Raw genomic sequence first — 18,213 nt, forward strand, 5'->3', positions numbered from 1 at the left:
GGGATTCGGTCCTGGCATGGGATTCGGTCCTGGCATGGGATTCGGTCCTGGCATGGGATTCGGTCCTGGCATGGGATTCGGTCCTGGCATGGGATTCGGTCCTGGCATGGGATTTTGAGGATCTGGTTTCCCTCGCATGGATATCGAGAAAGTCAGTTAACATTAAAATTAACGAATTATATCTAGATGATGCTGTCCAAAAGTTTTCTTTTGGACAGCGTTTTTGCTTTAGTTTTTTTATCTAGCTTAATAAGCTAACGGGTGGCGTTGGTTCAAGAAGAAGACCCCGTCTTGGAAATCTTTTGAATGTACGAAAATACATATTTTCGTACATTTATTTCGTTGATATAACTGGGCCCTCTTGATAAACTATCCATATCATACGTTGATTGTACGATATTGGAGGAAAATCACGAAAGAAAAGAACGTGCAGCTGTTGCGAACGGCCAAAAAAATCGAAGATATGAAATGGGCGCTACGGCGATATGGTTCCGAACGGGACTATTTTTTGTTTGTCTTTGGGATTAATACCGGTCTTCGAGTCAACGATATGGTTCCGTTGACCGTTGGGGATGTACGAGGAACAACGCATGTGGTAATTCGAGAGAAAAAAACGAATAAAACAAAGCGATTTATGTTGCCGGTGAAGCTGAGGGAAGAAATTGAAGATTATACAGCTCATATGAGCGACGGAGAGTACCTGTTTGCAAATCGGAAGGGAATGGACCCAATTACACCCACACAAGCTTATAGAGCGCTTGTGAAGGCCGGAGAAGTGATCGGGAGGGATGACATCGGTACGCATACGATGCGCAAGACCTTCGGATATGCGTATTATCGGAGAACCAAGGACTTGGCCTTCCTGCAAAATATCTTTAACCATTCTGCCCCATCGATCACCAAACGATATATCGGGATTACGCAAGACGAAATCGACGAAACGTTAAAGGATTTCTCTTTATAGACGGTCCCCTCAAATAACGCGAAATTTGAGTTAATAAAACAAACAGCTAATAGAAGAGCGAATTTATTTTTTAAGAGTAGAGGAAAATTGTGTTAAAACAAATTAATAAATTGGGGGATTAAAAAGTTTGAAACAGACAACTTATTTAATTAGTGCATTTATATTGGGATTATCAATAGTAATATCAGCTTTTATTTTTAGTAATACTTGTTCGAATTCAGCGAGTAAAGGCAATAATTCACAATCGATAACGAATTCAATACCTGATTTAATGACTAGAACAGAACTTTCCGAATACCTTCAGATAAGTGAACAATCAATAGAAAACCTTATTCAGAAAGATGACTTGGAGAAGGCAAAATTAAGTAGCTACGACACTTATCATTTTATTCCATATTTAAAAATCGATAATCAGGAAAGATTTTTAAAAGCAGAAATAGATAAATGGTTGCAGTATAAGAGTGAAAACCGATAATTCACTACCGAGGGGCTTTAGTTCAATAAGGATAATAAGATATTTCTAAAAAAAACGCTCAGAAGTCTGAGCGTTTTTGCTTGTCATTTATATTGCTAATTTACTGTTGAAATATATGCTGATTGGCATGATATTCACATTGTCATTTGCATTTTTCTTCTCATCAACCGAACCCGTTAGAAATCAACTCCTGTCTTTTATTAGATTTATTCTCCCTTGTTTTGAGGTGTGAGGTTGGCTAGGGTGAATTGCGGTAGCAAGAGGGGCTAGCCCCTGTATTGTGTAAAAAATAAAGCTAAAGATCCACACGAGGATCGGAAGCACTGGCGGTTTGGCAGGTACAATGGTCAGAGCAAGCCAAATTCCGAAAATCCTCGTTTTGAGTATGTTCGGCTTGGCGACATGCGCTCACCTGCCAAAATGCGGAATGCAAGAGAGAAAGGGCGGAGATTTTTTGGGTGGGTTGCTCAAAAAATACTACCCGAACCTTGCGTGGAGCATAGCCCTTTTATAGATATAGGGGTAGAATCAGATAAATACAGCTTTACAACGCTAAAGAAGTTTAAATCCATTAAAAAAGTCGATTCCCAAAACAGGAAATCGACTTTTTTATTAGCTTACTAAATGAACACACCTATTAGTTCAACAAATCTATTTCTTTTTATTATGCAGTTCAAATGACTCTTCAAATTCGTCCCATTTTACATGTACTTGTATAACTTCATCTTCGTTTACTTTTGCCCCACCTTCCGAACTACTTTTAGAAGTAAATGTTAATTCTCTAGGAGGTTCAGTGAATTCATTTGTTGATCCCCCACTACTACTACTTGTAGTATAAGAGTATTCAAGTTTTCGCATGGAAGATAACTCTTCTAAAGAACCCTTATATTTTAATACAAGTTCATCACTATCTTCGTTAGAGTAAGTCTTTGTTCCGTCATTATCTTCCCATGTTTCTGTTCCTTTATAAGAATATTCAGCGTCCCAATGTTCACTTTCTCCAATAAATTTATAATTATTGTTAGTAACTTCTTTTTTAGTCACCTCATCTTTAGTGACTTCATTTTTAGTAACTTCCGTACAAGCTGTTAAAACCAGTATTGTAAATAGTAGCGTGAGTATTTTTTTCATTTTACCTCCCCCTTTACAATTCGATTTTACCACAATAATCCAGTTTCTTTATTCAATTATTTTACCGTTACTTTAAGTGCATTCTTTCACAATCTCAATAGAGTAGAACCTATTGATACACAATTAATTTATATATAAATTAGGCTTAATTATGTCTCATAAGACTTGTACCAAAATCTAATCGTTGTACATCTGTAGTTTTAAAATAAAGTTTGATTATAAATCACTCTAAATCCTTGATTTTACTGAATGTAAAAAGCAATCGTTTTGAATAAAAATTGATCAAAACGATTGCTTGCTTTTATTTTAGAACTGTTTTTTTATAAAAAAGATTGATTATTTTAAATCTCCTTATTCCACTAACGCACCCCGTTAGCCATCCATGAAGCGCAAAAATCAGCGCTTCACCACAGAAAATGAAAATGGATACCCTTGTCTATACTGTTTCTACGGCTGGCGAAGAAGGTCGATACACTATCGTGCCATAGAGCCCATCCGTTAGTCTGACTCCAACGACCACGGTGCATCACAGACTGGCGCGCCCTATATGGGTAGCACTTATGGGAGATTAATCCTTTTTGGTTGGTTGCACCAGCCTTGCCTTTATTCTAAAAAGAAGGAAGATGCTTTCATTTATCAATCCAAATCTATAATGATTATTCAGAGGCTCAGCCTTTTTTAAAAAGTGTTTTTACTGGATCAATTTTGTTATGCTCATTTTTAGGTTTCGGGATTTTTTTATTTTCATGGGAGAGTGGCTCTAAATAATTGTGACATGTTTATTAAGAAAGAGGCAATGCTTTTAGCACTGCCTCTTTTCTCTCTTTTATTTTTTATTCAAACGATTAAGTTTGTTCGTTAATCCCATTAAACCTGGCAATAAAATTGGTAGGGCTAGTAAGCTGAGCAATAATAGTCCAATTATTACAACAGATGCTACTTGAATCAGTGTTAAGACACCAGATGGGATTAAAGCAGCAAATGTACCTCCTAAAATAAGGGCAGCGGATAATACTACTCCACCGATATGACGGGAGGCTTCTACAATTCGTGTTGCTGGATCGCCTTCTAACTCGTTATATCGCATCATCAAGAAAATACTATAATCCACTCCTAATGCAACAATCATAATAAAACTAAAGAATGGGACATTCCAACTTAGATTATCTATATTTAGAATATGTGAACTAATTACTTCTCCAATACCAAGAGATGCAAAGTACACTAGCACTAATGAACCAACAATAAATATCGAATTAGATATAGACCGTGTGATGACCATCAGAACAAGCGCAATCCCAATTAACATAATCGTTGCTGTACGCAAGAAGTCTGCTTGTGTTACATCCTTTAGGTCTACGTTTCTAGCTGTTGTCCCACCAATTGCTATTTTTGCATCTTTTAAATCTGTACCGTTTAATGAAGCATTCACTTGTTCATTAATGTCTTGAATGATTGGCATCGCCTCTTGTGAATAAGGATTTACATCTAAAATGATTGTCATTTTAGCAATTTCCCTATCAGCGGACATATACGTATTTAACGCTCTTTGGAAGTCCTCTCCTTCTAATACATCTTGTGGAAGATAGAATTTTTCAGAGCTTTTTGATTCACTAAGTCCGGTTAAATACTTTTTAGCATCAGTTAGACCATTGCTAACTTGATCAAGTCCCTCGGTACTATCAGATAAGCCTGATTGCAATTGTCCCATTTTTTTCTGTAAGTCATTAAGCCCCTTTAATAATTGCTCCTGGCCATTATTAATTTGAGTCAATCCTGATGTAAGATCAGTTGTTTTACTCGCAATTTGTTCTGAACCATTCGCACCTTCATTCAATCCATTTTTCAACTCATTTGTCCCTTGTTGTAGCTGTACAATGCCACTCTTCATTTGCTCCATACCTTCATTAACCTGAGCAAGTGATTGATTTGCCTCTTTAAACGAGGCCATGGCAGATTGATGCTGAACTGTTAATTGATTTAATTGACTTGAAAGCTCATTTAATTGTTGCTGCGCCGTTACAGCAATTCCCACTGTTTGTTGAATGTTTGGATCGTTCGCTAATTCCGGTTGAGCCTCAGTCAAATTATTCATTAAGGCTTCCACCTGCTGGTACCCTGCTTTCGCGCCATCAATTGCCTGCGAAATACTTCCGAAATATTGTCCATAAGAGCTTAACCCTTTTTCCAATTGACTGTAACCTGTATATAACTGAGAAGCTGCACTAGACAATTTATTCATATTTTCATTTAATGAAGCTAAACCGTTCTCTATTTTTTGTGCTCCTGTAGCACCACTATTTATCCCTTCTGTTAATTGGTTCATGGCACCACCTAATGCTGAAACACCATTCTCCACTTTAGTCGTTCCATCAATCAGTCTTTGCACATTAGCAAGATCATTTGAGTCACTGTTTTCCATTTGATTTTTTGCAGAAGTCAATCCGTCATTAATTTCGCCGATTCCACTATTAGCATCACCTAAGCCTTCATTAAGTTCACTTGCTTGATCATTTATATATAATTCCTTAATCTTATCTCCGGTTGGGCGGGTTGGGGAGTATACTTCCGAAACACCTTCAACCTGCTCAATTTTCTCAGCTAATTCATCTAAAGCTTGTAATGAACCAACCTGATCCAATTTGTTGTCTGATTGAATCACCAGTGTTGCTGGAGATGAAAAGCCTGGAGGAAAGTGTTCCTCTATGACGTTAATTCCTTGCTTCGATGCATATTTATTGTCCACTTCCCATAAGTCGTTGAAATTCAATGATTGAGAATAATTTAGGATAAAAGGGATCGATAAAGCAAAAACAAGAACAAGAGCTATGATCGGTCTTGCTACAGAGTTTTTTACAAGGAAGCCCCACAAACGACTATCGGCATGCCCTTTAAAATTTTTAATCGGGTAGAACATCCCTTTCCCCAGAAGTACCATAAAAAAAGGATTTAACGTAATTAACACAAGAAGTAGCACCGCAACCCCAATCGCTACACCCGAAGTTGCTTGATACAAGTTGAAATTTGCTAAGCTAAGAGAAGCGAAGCCGATTAATACCGCCACTCCACTGTATAATACTGTTTTCCCTGCTGATTTCATCGTCACTTTTGCAGCTAAATACGCATTTTTCTGTTTACTTAATTCTTCTTTAAATCTTGTATATAATAAGATATTGTAATCTGTTCCAATCCCGAACAATACCACAACTACAAACACTTGAGTAAAGTTAGAAAAAGGGAAATTGAATTTATCTACAATTTGTGCAATTACTCCCATTGATACCAAGTAAGAAACACCAACTGTAAGAAGAGAAATGAACGGAACAATCGGTGAGCGAAAGACAATGATTAGCACAACAAGAATAAAGATAATAGCAATAACTTCTGTTTTCTTTACACCTTCCTGAGTAGAATTAGCAAAGTCATTTCCTACCAGTTCACTTCCTGTTAAATAGGTTTTAATTCCTTTTGTTTCAATAACCTCATTCAGTTCCGCGGCAACTTCTGATATTTCACCTTGGCTTTTGTCAACAGATATTTGTGCCAAAATGGTAGTGTTGTCTTTCGATACTAACTGCTTTTCTATTTCTTCGCTATCTAAATGCGAGGTGATTTCGGTAATGTTAAGTTCGTTTTTCTTGTCTTTTAATTCATTTATAACAGAAGCTATCTGTTCCTTTTGTTCATCGGTGAAAGCTTTTTCGCTTCCACTGTTAAAGACAGCTATTATTCCATAAGTCTCACCACCATCTTTATCCATTCGTGCGATCATTTTATCTGCAATTGCACTTTGTTCCGTTTCTGGAACTGAAATTTGTCCTTTTTCTTTAGCCAGTTGATCTAAACTAGGCATTGTCATTAACATGACAATCGTTACGATTATCCATAAAACAAAGGAGAGACTTCTCCAGCTTTTTAACTTTTTCATATGATATCACCTTTCTTCGACTTTGGAATGAATATTCATTCCGTATTAAATGCTAAAGAATCAAATGATTCTAATAGCATTCCAAGAGCTTTCTTCAAGCTCTTTTAGCAAATCTTCTGTATACGTTAATTCTCCCGTCTCCATCATCTTAACTAACATGACAACAGGACCATAAACAGTAGCAATTAAAGCACAAGATGGTAATGAGCGAATAAACCCTTGCTCTTGTCCATTCTCTATTACACCTATAATAAAGCTTAGAAAATCATTGAACGTTTCTTTACTATGATCATCAAGATAATAACCACCCTCATGAGAATTGATAAAAAGAAATGCTTCAACATTATTTCTTGCAAAATCAAATAATCGATTAAAAATGTGGGTAAATTGTTCACGGATCGTTGAATGAAAAGGCAAATCAGATCGTATCGCTTCAGAAAACTGAAGAACACATTTCGTAAATAAAGAATTAACAAGAGCTTCTTTATTATCGAAATAACGATAAATTGTTCCTGCACCCACTTTTGCTTTATCCGCTATCATCGGTATCGTCGTTCCATCATAACCGCGTTCCGCAAATAATTGCATTGCTGCTTCAAATACATCTTCTTGTTTGTTTTTTGACATTCTTATCACCTCATTCTCAGGAATGAATATTCATTCCGTATTTGATTGTAAAACTTCACCTGTTTCTAGTCAAGTAATAATAATACAAACTAACTTGTCGTTAGCTTTCCCCAAAGTATTCGTCGTTTATTCCTTCTCCCTCTCAAGGAACCTGTTAGCCACCCATGAAGCGCAAAAATCAGCGCTTCATCACAGAGAATGAAAATGGATACCCTTGTCTATACTGTTTCTACGGCTGGCGAAGAAGGTCGATACACTATGGTGCCATAGAACCCATCCGTTAGTCTAACTCCAACGACCACGGTGCATCACAGACTGTCGCGCCCTATATGGGTAGCACTTATGGGAGATTAATCCTTTTTGGTTGCACCAGCCTTGCCTTTATTCTAAAAAGAAGGAAGATGCTTTCATTTATCAATCCAACTCTATAATGATTACTCAGAGGTTCAGCCTTTTTTAAAAAGTGTTTTTACTGGGTTAATTTTGTTATGCTCATTTTTAGTTTTTGGGCTTTTTTAATTTTCATGGGAGTTTAAGTATATGTCTTCACAAACTAAAAAAATAGAAAGTAACAAAGAGTCGTACTTTCATTTTAATTAACATTACTTATTTGATTTCCTCAGCCAACTCCAAAATAATTCCCTCTGGACCACGAACGTAGCATAATTTATAACTTTCTTCATATTGCTGTATCTCACTAAAGATTTCCGTACCCTTCTTTTTCAATTTGGCAACAACAGCTTCAATATCTTCAACAGTAAATGCAATATGTCGGATACCCAGTGTATTTGCAAAGGTTTGCTGAATATCTTGTTCATCTGACGGCGTATAAAATTTGATTAACTCTATCCATGTCTGACCGTCTGGCATTCCCAATCCTACACACGCTACTTTAACGTCATTAAGCCCAACTGCATATCCCATCAACTCTCCTTCCATTTCCCATTCCCCTTTCACCTCAAGTCCAAAATCGAGAAAAAACTCTTTAGCGGCAGAGAGATCATTTACGATTACACCCACATGATCTATTCTTTGGATCTTCAAATTTCATACCTCCTATGTTCCTGTTATTTTGCAATATACTGTTTCAAATTCTAGTATTAACAAAGGGACGATTAATATAATAATAAGATACCAGCATTGCCAGTGAAGAAAAGAATTATTTCACTAATTTTGTATTAAATTATTTTTAAACTCCTTCCTCATTTCCCTAACGGTGTCAATTGGGGATAATTATTCATATACTTTCCACCTATTTTTCCTCAATGTTTCCCTTTGATTATTGAACAATACTGCCCTTTAATTGAACATAATGACTGGCTTTTTTAACACCTTTATTGTCATACTAATTTATTTGCATACATTTCGCATACAAACTTGAAATTTGCATACAAATAGCATACAATAGATTTAGCTTTAATATGAAAATAAATGAAACTAAGGAGGAATCTACTAAACTATGGCTAGATTCGTATCAATTGATATTGGAAATGATGCTGTTAAGGGCTTTTTAGGAGATCTTACTAACCGGATATACATACCCAACGTAATAGCGAATGTGCAAAATCGTGAAATTGTTGAAATGGAAAAAAATTCGTTACATGCCTTACATGTAGAAATTACATCCTCTGCTTTAAAAAGTAAAAATGGTAGTTTTGCAGTCGGAAAACTGGCATCTAAATACCCGAATAATGACGAATTGACTCCCGACCAGGATAAAGCCGACAGTGATCAACCAGTTATTATGTTATTAACAACCCTTGCTTATGACGCCGTAGAGCAATTTCCCGAAGAAGATGGTGTAATAGAAGCAACTTATTATTTATCTACGGGATTGCCCTTAGATGAAACTAAACAAGGCAAAGCAAAAGATTTCAGGAAAAAGCTAAAAAACTCGCAGCATGAAGTGAAATTTTTAAAAACACCTTCTCTAGAAGGAAAAATTGTACGGATAAAGTTTGAACAAGTACTCGTAAATACAGAGGGATTTGCCGCATTTGTAGATTTAACGACAAATAATGACGGTTCCACTAAAAACGAAGAGCTTTTAGGGAAGACGATACTAATCAACGATATAGGCGGTCTTTCAACGGACTCCGCGATTATTACGGATGAAGCTGAAGTAGACAATGAATATAGCAATGGTATAAAAAGAGGTGTATCTACGTATTTAGATACCATAATTCGGAAGGTATATTCTAAATATAAATACTCCATTAAGAGTAGACGGACTCTTGTTGAGATCATCACGAATGAACAACCTGAAGAACAATATCATATCTGGGTTAATGGAACTCGAGTCTCTATTAAAGATATCATTGATGAAGAATTATCTGTTTTAGCAAAAGAAGAATATAAGTTAATCAAAGATATGTGGCGTAATGTACCAGATATTCGACTTGCTTATCAAACCGGCGGTGGCTCCCTAGTATTAAAGCCTTACCTTACTAAATTAAATCAAGCAGATAAAAACTACCCTCTTCGATTCGTATCTGAAGATGATAGTGTATGGATGATTGCTCGTGCTTATTTCAAAATTCTACTTATGTATGCAAACAGCAAAGGGATTACAACACAAAATACCACGTTAACAAAAGCGTGAACTGAAAATGGAACAATTTGAGCCTGGAAAATCTCTTTCGTTTCGATTACCGTCTGACACCCCTTCACATGTACTTAATTACTTAACAGAAAACAAGAAAAAAGCTGGTAGAAAATTCAGTAGCAATATAGCTTCAATTTTTATTGATGCTGTTTCACATAAAGCTTTAAGTACTTCAAATGGTAATCAAATGAACGTCCCCCTTCCTAAAGGGCTAACATCTGAAGAATTGGATTGGTTAAATCATCCGCATACAAAAGCATTAATTAGCCAGCTCCTATATCAAGTAGTTAAAAAACCTTATTCACCCTTTGATTTAAATCAACAACCTGAAAAAAATGAGGAAGAAAATCCCTCTTCCTTTAAAGCGAATGCAGCCATTCAAAATTTCGCTCAAAAAGCATTCTTGGATTTTGATGACGACGACGATTAACCCCCTTCTATTCATAGGGGGTTTTTCATTAAACAAAAATCGTCATATTTTGATGTAGATAATATAAATAACAGCTTAAATACCGTATTAATCAAGGATACATGTAGACCACACACTATACAAACCTTACTTTTTCATTAATAATGTATTCCACATGTAGCTAGTCGTCTACATGTGGAATCGTATAAACACTGATTTTCATTACTGCCGATGACAAGGTTTAAACTACTTATTATACATACACTATTTTTCGCTAAACTAAAACAGTAGTTATAATTTGATTAATGTATTATGAATAGCAGTTCAAATATCGTATAAATTCAAGTGTACATATAGACTACACATCCTTTACATATCCCTTAAAAACGTAGACCATTTGTGGCCAATGGTCTACATGTGGAACCTTATAAACACTCATTTTCATTACTGCCGATGACAAGGTTTACACGTAGTTACATAGAACGTTTCCATGAACACAAATAGTAAGTCATAACTGGATGCAAGATACTAAGGATAGCAAACCAAATCCCTTATTAATCAGGGATACATATAGACCACACGCTACATATGCTTTACATTCCCCAAAAAAATGTAGACCATTTGTGACCGATGGTCTACATGTAGAACCTAATACATGCTCATTTTCATTATTGACTCCTTACAAGATTCTCCACATTTTCATAGGGAGGTTTTCTATAGACAAAAATAGTCATAATTTGATGCAGGTTATTATGACTAGCAAGTCAAATACCTTATTAATCAGGGATACATATAAACCATCTATTCATAACTAATGATGAATAGAAAGCTTTCAATATTTTATTTTATTTTAACTATCTATTATAATGTTTAATGTTACTGTGTGCCACAAGTGGTATATGGTCTACTTATAGACTAACAACTGGTCCATAAAGACCAGTAAAACAAACAACTTCACAACTTTTTGTATGTCATCCAAATAAAAGCTCAGTGCACATAAAATTTAAAAAGGAGGTAAAAAAATTGAATGAACCTAAGTATTGGAAAATCAGCGATTTTGTAGAAGAATTAAGAAAAAATCTAGATATCTCAAACATACATATTAATACAGTTGATGGCTGGTTTAAACGGCTAGAAAAAGATCGTATCCATTATATCAACCGTACTGTAGAAACAAATGAAAAAATTTATGACGAATTAGACTTAAAAATTGCCGTTTTTATAAAGAAAAAAAGAGAAGAAAAGTGGGCCCTCGTGGCCATTTCTAGAGAGCTGACCAACTTTACGAGTTTAAGACCATTTCCTCCCAAAGAGGACAAACCAGCACCATATGTGGACAACATAGAGGCCCTAAAGAACCAAATTACTGCAGAAGTCCAAAAAACATTTGCAGAACTTGCTGCGACGCAAATGGAAGAACTTAAAAATCAATATAATCAATTACTAACCACTTTACCGAAACAACAATCCCCAGAAGAACAAAGAACAAAACGATTTGAAGAGTTAATGTTACAAAAAAAAATAGAACGCAAGCTAGAAGAAGATGCAGAAAAAACCTGGTCGGAACTGCCTGAAACAGAACGTCTGAAAAAGGTAGGATTCTTTAGAAAAGAAGTAGATTTAGACAAAAAAAGCGCGTTTATACGCAACTATAAAAATGACCATTTTGAAAGTTATTTAAAATCCGAAATGGGATTAGAGATATAATATATTTCGACTTATTGATCGTTTATACGCAATTTTTAAGAGTAAACAGAATGGTCACTTAGAAACTCTCCCTTGAAGCATAAAGGTTCTTGGGGGAGTTAGTTGATTCTGTTACTTTTCATATTGTCTAGTTCCTTATATATTCTAGCGAGATTAATTCTAAAATAAACATAACGAATATATTTTTAATCATTATTACCTTCGAATTTACCTCTATGTAATCTACAGCTCCCTACAAAATAGCTTCTCCAAAACACTATCGTATCAGCATTCGTAGGGGGGGGGGAAAGATAAAGACTTATCAACTTATTTCACGTACTACAAAGTGTTAAGTCTCAGGAAGAGAAACAGAGTAAATGATCGATTATGGTACTGTTCTTGCTCAACAAACAGGGCAGTTTCATTGAGGATATATCTAATATTAGTCCTAAAGGAATTCAATGCTTTAATCCCTATATCGGTATTGGGAATGAGATGAATTTATATGAAACAGTTTATTATAAGACATCATAAATGCATGTAAATGATTTGAGAGCCATTGTATTCCAATACTTCTCACATCGAAGTTAAGATAACCGCATCTTCCTGAAGTTCCTCCCTATGTACGTTAAACCCTTTCACTACAATAAAATCAACAGTTCTTTTCTTTTTCTATTCGTTCTAAGACTGTCCCCATCCTGCGGTTTATAGCACTTCCAAAGAATCTTAATACCTTTCATCTATTTTTTCATAATTAGGCTTTTTTCCGCCTATCATGAGCTTTTGGTTAGATATTTAATGGAAATATCCACCATCATATTCTATGTATGATTCAGGATCTCTTCTATGTGATTCCAGTTTTCTATGAGGGCTTTTTTTACTAACCCTAATTTTCTTATTCGTATTTCATGAAGTATGTATTCGCAATCGCTAAAGTTAACAAAGAAAAGAAGGCTACATACTCAACCAACAAAAAAGCATACCTCCATGCCTGATTTTAAACAGGAGTCTTGCCTCGTATTATTTACATACTCCAGAAGTCGTCATAATCCACCTTATATCCGGCTTTTTTCAATGCTTTAATAATCTTTGAGGCGTTCTTCATAGACGGTTTATTTTCATCTGACTGCGTTATTCTGCTTATACTATTCCTGTTTACCCCACTGACTTCGCTAAGCTCTTGCTGTGTAATTCCATTTTTATCGAGAAACTTACCGAACGCAGACCTTTTTTTACCTAACCCAAACATACGGATCAACCTCCTGATTTATTGTATGTCCACCATTCTTGACTAATATTTTGGTCTTTATTCACATTAATGTGATTTTCGCCAACAAAGTGTGAAACATGTACAAGCAGTCTCCATAAGCTTTATCAAGGCAGCTAATTTGGTAGTTAGCAACTTCTAGCCAAAGTAATTACTAAAGTATCTACCTTGCTACCCTTACCAAAGTAATGAACCAATCCGGATTGATATAGAAGGAAAAACGAAAGTGTTTAGAATGAGCCGAAAGGCGAATGGACGGGAGGAGAGCATGAGAGGGGGAAAAGAAAAATTTTGCCCCGCCATAGTTAGCGCTTAAAAAGGGAAATTTCACTCTTCAAATCTGAGGAGTCAACCGGCGTAAAATTGCGCTGGTTAAATCTCCACAAAATTGAGGGGATCTAAGGAGGATACATCATGTTACTTAATCTGCCTTTTATATCGAGTAAGACAGAAACCATTGATTTTAAAGCATTCATGAAAAAAGAACATAACAACGTTGCCACAACTGGCAACAACTCACCTATTCTGTTCTCATTTATTCCGCTGCATCCTGCAGCATTGATTGACCCGGTATTTATCGGAATCGGCGCTGCTGTTCTCCTGATTGCGTTAATAGAAAAAGGGGTAGCTGATACGGGAAACATTTCAATAGCTGCCTTTATCTCTGCTTTCCTTCGTATCACTTTTCCTGTAGCTGGCATGGTGGCGTTATGGTACCTGGTCAATGATTTAAAATTCCTGTTCTGGTAGGTCTGGTACACGATGTACCAGAGTTAAAAACAGAAGTTCATCCTGAACCAGCGTTTTAAACTAAATCATTTGAGGTGAGCATATGAAAATGTGGTTAGCGAAACACAGAGCAAAAGCAGAGCTTGTGAAAGCATTTAGGATTGGGGAAATAGGTAACCGGTATTCTTACGGGTCCAACTCTGGTCTTGTTTATCCAAAGATTCTTTCCGTGAATATCAGTCGGAAGGAAAAGTCGCTGACGTATGTATTTTCGATTCCTACAGGCATGGATCCAAAGGAAATTAAGAAGAAGGAATATTGTTTCATGCAAGTATTTGGGGAAAAGATCGAGATTAAAGGAGACACCAAGGTTTTTACGCTCAAAGTGTACGTAGGAAACGGTTCACGTCTTATCCGTTATGACGCTGATTTGTTCCGAGAACAAGCGAATAAAATGCGTTTACCTATCGTCTGTGGCACTGATATGAACGGAGCTAACGTGCTATATGACATGGTGGATCACCCTCATTTGCTCATAGCAGGCGAAACAGGATCAGGTAAATCCACTCAACTGCGCTCAATTTTGAGCTCGTTAATCCAATTTAAAAATCCAGACCGCCTGCAGTTGTACTTATGTGATCTAAAGCGTTCTGAATTTCATATATTCCGCAGGGTGAAACATGTTCAATCCGTTCTTGTAAGCCCTGTCGATATGGCAGCAATGCTGGCTCACCTCAACGATGAATTAAAGAAACGTGGCGATTTATTAGATGCTCATGAACTTTCACACATCGATGACTTACCAGATTCACCGCCTTATATTATCCTTTGTATCGATGAAGTATCTTTGCTACGTAAAGAGAAAGCAATCATGGCTATCGTGGAGGACATAAGCTCCCTTGGAAGAGCATTAGGCATCTACTTAATACTTTCTATGCAGAGACCCGACGCAAAACTCTTAGAGGGCGCTTTAAAGAACAATTTAACCGTTAGAATGGGGTTTAAGTGTGCCGATCTGATTAACGCGAGAATTATCGGTACACCGGGAAGTGAAAAATTGAAGGAAAACGGAAGAATGTTGCTAAAGTTGCAAGGGCAAGACGGATTAAAGGAGATACAGGCTCCATACTTAGCCTTAGACGAGGCGAAAAGTATTTTAGAGAGTCATAAGTCACCTTTTACTAATAAACCGTTTAAAGATCCTCTTAAGCCTTCTGACGACGATTCGCAAATTACCGATGCCATATTTGAGGTGTTGGACTAATGAGAAAACGAGATTTGAATATTTTATCCGACCTGACGCGCTTTCGTTGCATGACAAGGGACGATATTATCGCTCTGCATTTCGAAGGTCTTCGGAACCCCATAACATGCTGTAATACGGTTCTGAAGAGGTTGCGAAGGGATGGCTATATAGAAGTAAATACGACCCAGCAACCATATATCTATTTCCCTTCACCCGCTCCTATAAAAAAAGAATCAGCAAAAATCCCACATTTTCTTAAAATCGTTGAGTTTTATAAATCACTGATGAAATTTGAACTATCCTCACAATTCATAGTCGAACCTAAATACGGAAAAGGTTACATGGAACCAGATGCTTTTATGATCTGGAAACGTGCGCCATTCTTCGTGGAGATCCAGCGATCAGTCTATTCCGAAAAGGTCATGAATGAGAAATTTATGCGCTATGCCTCTTATTACTTGAGCAACGAATGGCAACAAGAATCATGGCAACCGACAGAAAAAAAGATTTTCCCTAAGATCATACTGATTACAGATACCCGATATAATTTACCGCGTCATTCTGGGGTCCAATTCTTTCAAGTGCAGGATATAAAACAGTTTTTAGGGTTTGCTGCTAAAACAAGAGAGCAAACAGCAGATTCGAAAAATAAAAACGAAATCAAGATAAATATAGGGTAACGGGGCAGGGGGGCGGTCAATATCGCCTCTATCTTTAGTTTAATAAAAAAACAAACCTATAGACTTTTATGTTTATTTAATAGTTCTTTATTCTGACTAATGATGATTTTATTTTTCAATATCATTTCTTTAATTATTAGCCCCAAAAATTTTCGGTTCGGTAGTACTGTTCATCTTCTTTAGAAGAGATATTACGGATATTTCTAAAAGTTCAGAAATTGATATGTTTGTTTTATCTGATAAACTTTGAAGCTCTTCGATTAATTGAGGAGGTAATAAAGATACTAATGGGGTACATTCCCGAAAATGCGAATTTACAACGATAAGCATTTTGATACAAGTCTTATGAGACATTATGAACTCCTAATTTAACAGTGATTTAGTTATGTACCAATAAACTTTACTCTATTGAGACTGTGAAGTGATACACTTAAACTAAAGGGCAGAAGAGTTAAAGAAAGAATAGTAGGAGGGATTTTTATTCAAACAATACTAACTAGAATATTACTTGCGGTGATTGTATTAGTTGTAGTTTTATTTATGGTAGATAAACCTTTTTTAGGAGTTATTCCTTTATTTGGTTTAGTGTTAGTGAATAACTACATTAGTAAATTAGAAAAGAAAGCAGAAGTTGATATTAAATTAAAAGGAATAAGCATGATTTGTTATTTTGTGACTTTAATTATAGGATTAGTGCTAATAATTTGGTTTTCTGATTTTTTTCAAACGGGTGGTTTCTAGATCAACAGGAAACGGCATTTAACGGGAATCGACTTTTTAATGTTGAAATTAGTTTAGCGTTGTAAATCTACATTTCCCTGACTCTACCCCCTAATGCTTGCTTGTCCATATTTACACACTCCTTCTTTCTAGGAACATGGTAATTTCAGTATATAAAAATTAATTTAAAATCCAATAGATTAGTACTAATTATATTAAGATTTGATAGCTATTTCAAAAAAAAACGTATTGGATCAAAAAATCATACGTTTTTTTCTTAGGGAATAAGGATTTCTTATTTTTAAATGAATGTACGATTTTAGTTATTTTCGTACATTGAAAAGACCACCAAATTGGTGGTCGAGATCGATATTTTTTGTCTGGAGTGGGGTCTATAACCATTTCTATTTTCTATGCTATGCATTAATTTAGTGAATGAGCTTATCTTCACTAAAAATATAGTTAAAAGTCCTATATCATCATATAAACATGCTTATATTTGTGTCATTTCATTATTTTAAGCATACAATTAATTAGCCCATGTAGTACCTCCTTTAGAAAAAGGAGATGTTTATATATGTCAGGTTTTGTTGATGGCGGTTGTGGCGGAGGATTCGGCGGCGGCTTTGCCTTGATTATCGTATTGTTTATCCTCTTAATCATTATTGCCTGTAGTTGCGGCGGCGGAGGATTCTTTTAAGAAGTAAGGACGACCGGTATGGTCGTCCTTCTTTAAATTTAAGTTGGTTAATGTAATCTTTACATTTTTGCAGACCACCAAAAGGGGTCTTCTTCTTGAACTGTTGTCACCATTATTCCTATAAGCTAGTTTTAAAAACTCCTCTTATTTTATTAAGAAGAGTTTACATAATCACGCTTATAGGCAATGAAAAAAGGATCTGCTAATAAAAAAGAAAAAAATCCTATATTAAATGACAATACAGGATTTTTGATCAACTTTTTGTATATTATCAATCTTTAATTTTTGATGAATCGTGATGAGCTCGTCTAATTTTTGACTGTAACAAAGGGTGTCATGGCTATTTAAGCCAGTTTCTTCTGCAATCTGGATCAAAACTTTTCTCATCTGATTGATCCTTCCATCTAATTCATCGACCTCTGTATACATCATCCATACGCCCCTGGTCATTCTTTTTTTATTTGTTTAGTTCATTAATTTACATACAAGCAATATTATGCAAAACATTCTACATAATTGGAATACACCTGACAAAAGTTCTTATAAAATGACAGTAGAATTTTTGATCTACACTCATAGATTGTTCACCCTCATTGCACTCAAACTCATATATGTATGATTCCATGTAAAATACGTATGACCTTCAAGTCAGTGAACATAAAGTCGATTTTAGGAAGTGATCATACTAAAAAACCCTTGAGCACCAAGGGGTTTAACGTCTTTTTTTATTGTTTATTCATCAACGTTTTCGGCTTCTGAAGAAACCTCTCAACTGCATAAAAAAGTATGATTTTCGTTAGAATCATACTTTCAAAAGGCTTTCATCTGGCAGCATTTTTATGGCGCTAAAGCACCCCTTTGGCCTAGTGACAGGGTTGCTGTCATGGACCATAAAGTAGTTTGTTACAGAAATACCAAAAAAGCAATTTGCAGATCGATTAACTCATGATGGTTACCAAAAACCATTGTTTTTGTAACTACTTTGTCCATTTAGCAGTTGAATGATGGCCGTTGGATTCTATAATTTCCAAAAGATCTGTCCAAAA

At 35.7% G+C, this 18,213-nt stretch carries 17 protein-coding genes; 10 read left to right on the forward strand and 7 right to left on the reverse strand.

Annotated elements, in window-relative coordinates; all coding sequences use genetic code 11:
- Positions 1–385: 385 nt before the first annotated feature.
- Entirely contained in the window at positions 386–964 is a 579-nt protein-coding gene (locus ACIQZI_RS23865; RefSeq protein WP_403078240.1) for a tyrosine-type recombinase/integrase, read from the forward strand.
- Between the two features lie 127 nt (positions 965–1,091).
- Positions 1,092–1,439, forward strand: a complete 348-nt coding sequence (locus ACIQZI_RS23870; RefSeq protein WP_403078243.1) for a helix-turn-helix domain-containing protein — start codon at positions 1,092–1,094, stop codon at positions 1,437–1,439.
- 651 nt (positions 1,440–2,090) lie between these two features.
- Here the strand turns inward: ACIQZI_RS23870 and ACIQZI_RS23875 are convergent.
- The 4 genes from ACIQZI_RS23875 to ACIQZI_RS23890 all read right to left on the reverse strand — a co-directional run bounded on the left by ACIQZI_RS23875 (position 2,091) and on the right by ACIQZI_RS23890 (position 8,169).
- Positions 2,091–2,570 (reverse strand): hypothetical protein, encoded by a 480-nt coding sequence (locus ACIQZI_RS23875; protein WP_403078246.1) that lies wholly within the window; start codon positions 2,568–2,570, stop codon positions 2,091–2,093.
- Positions 2,571–3,396: 826 nt separating this feature from the next.
- A complete protein-coding gene (locus ACIQZI_RS23880) occupies positions 3,397–6,498 on the reverse strand; it encodes an MMPL family transporter (protein ID WP_403078249.1) in 3,102 nt (1,033 codons plus the stop codon).
- A 60-nt stretch (positions 6,499–6,558) separates the two neighbouring features.
- A complete protein-coding gene (locus ACIQZI_RS23885; protein ID WP_403078252.1) occupies positions 6,559–7,125 on the reverse strand; it encodes a TetR/AcrR family transcriptional regulator in 567 nt (188 codons plus the stop codon).
- Between the two features lie 606 nt (positions 7,126–7,731).
- Positions 7,732–8,169, reverse strand: coding sequence for a VOC family protein (locus tag ACIQZI_RS23890; RefSeq protein WP_403078255.1), 438 nt, complete (start codon positions 8,167–8,169; stop codon positions 7,732–7,734).
- A gap of 415 nt (positions 8,170–8,584) precedes the next feature.
- On the opposite strand from ACIQZI_RS23890, the gene ACIQZI_RS23895 reads away from it, so the two are divergent.
- From ACIQZI_RS23895 to ACIQZI_RS23905, 3 genes are all read left to right on the forward strand, one after another.
- Positions 8,585–9,727 (forward strand): Alp7A family actin-like protein, encoded by a 1,143-nt coding sequence (locus ACIQZI_RS23895; protein ID WP_062187345.1) that lies wholly within the window; start codon positions 8,585–8,587, stop codon positions 9,725–9,727.
- A gap of 7 nt (positions 9,728–9,734) precedes the next feature.
- The gene (locus ACIQZI_RS23900; RefSeq protein ID WP_062187347.1) at positions 9,735–10,160 is read left to right on the forward strand and encodes a hypothetical protein; all 426 of its coding nucleotides are present in this window, start codon (positions 9,735–9,737) and stop codon (positions 10,158–10,160) included.
- Positions 10,161–11,162: 1,002 nt separating this feature from the next.
- On the forward strand, positions 11,163–11,846 hold the full coding sequence (locus tag ACIQZI_RS23905) for a hypothetical protein (protein WP_062187349.1): 684 nt from the start codon (positions 11,163–11,165) through the stop codon (positions 11,844–11,846).
- 1,003 nt (positions 11,847–12,849) lie between these two features.
- On the opposite strand, the gene ACIQZI_RS23910 is transcribed toward ACIQZI_RS23905, so the two are convergent.
- Positions 12,850–13,074, reverse strand: coding sequence for a helix-turn-helix domain-containing protein (locus tag ACIQZI_RS23910; RefSeq protein WP_403078261.1), 225 nt, complete (start codon positions 13,072–13,074; stop codon positions 12,850–12,852).
- Between the two features lie 432 nt (positions 13,075–13,506).
- Between ACIQZI_RS23910 and ACIQZI_RS23915 the strand changes: the two genes are divergently transcribed.
- The 3 genes from ACIQZI_RS23915 to ACIQZI_RS23925 all read left to right on the forward strand — a co-directional run bounded on the left by ACIQZI_RS23915 (position 13,507) and on the right by ACIQZI_RS23925 (position 15,747).
- A complete protein-coding gene (locus tag ACIQZI_RS23915) occupies positions 13,507–13,842 on the forward strand; it encodes a hypothetical protein (protein ID WP_403078267.1) in 336 nt (111 codons plus the stop codon).
- Between the two features lie 82 nt (positions 13,843–13,924).
- A complete protein-coding gene (locus ACIQZI_RS23920; RefSeq protein WP_403078271.1) occupies positions 13,925–15,085 on the forward strand; it encodes an FtsK/SpoIIIE domain-containing protein in 1,161 nt (386 codons plus the stop codon).
- Positions 15,085–15,747 (forward strand): replication-relaxation family protein, encoded by a 663-nt coding sequence (locus ACIQZI_RS23925; RefSeq protein ID WP_403078274.1) that lies wholly within the window; start codon positions 15,085–15,087, stop codon positions 15,745–15,747. Before ACIQZI_RS23920 ends, ACIQZI_RS23925 begins: the two co-directional genes overlap by 1 nt.
- 129 nt (positions 15,748–15,876) lie before the next feature.
- Here ACIQZI_RS23925 and ACIQZI_RS23930 read toward each other — a convergent pair whose 3' ends face one another.
- Positions 15,877–16,101 carry a ribbon-helix-helix domain-containing protein gene (locus ACIQZI_RS23930; protein ID WP_403078277.1) on the reverse strand — a complete coding sequence of 75 codons (225 nt, stop codon included), beginning with the start codon at positions 16,099–16,101 and terminating at the stop codon, positions 15,877–15,879.
- Positions 16,102–16,260: 159 nt separating this feature from the next.
- Here ACIQZI_RS23930 and ACIQZI_RS23935 point away from each other — a divergent pair, with 159 nt between their 5' ends.
- Complete coding sequence (locus ACIQZI_RS23935; protein WP_403078280.1) at positions 16,261–16,488, forward strand: hypothetical protein; 228 nt, start codon at positions 16,261–16,263, stop codon at positions 16,486–16,488.
- Between the two features lie 556 nt (positions 16,489–17,044).
- Positions 17,045–17,167: a YjcZ family sporulation protein gene (locus ACIQZI_RS23940; protein WP_082191334.1), complete on the forward strand. Its 123-nt coding sequence runs from the start codon at positions 17,045–17,047 to the stop codon at positions 17,165–17,167.
- 228 nt (positions 17,168–17,395) lie between these two features.
- On the opposite strand, the gene ACIQZI_RS23945 is transcribed toward ACIQZI_RS23940, so the two are convergent.
- The gene (locus tag ACIQZI_RS23945; RefSeq protein ID WP_403078285.1) at positions 17,396–17,599 is read right to left on the reverse strand and encodes a Spo0E family sporulation regulatory protein-aspartic acid phosphatase; all 204 of its coding nucleotides are present in this window, start codon (positions 17,597–17,599) and stop codon (positions 17,396–17,398) included.
- Positions 17,600–18,213 lie beyond the last annotated feature (614 nt).

Source organism: Peribacillus sp. NPDC096379 (assembly GCF_044762875.1).
Taxonomy (GTDB): Bacteria; Bacillota; Bacilli; order Bacillales; family DSM-1321; genus Peribacillus.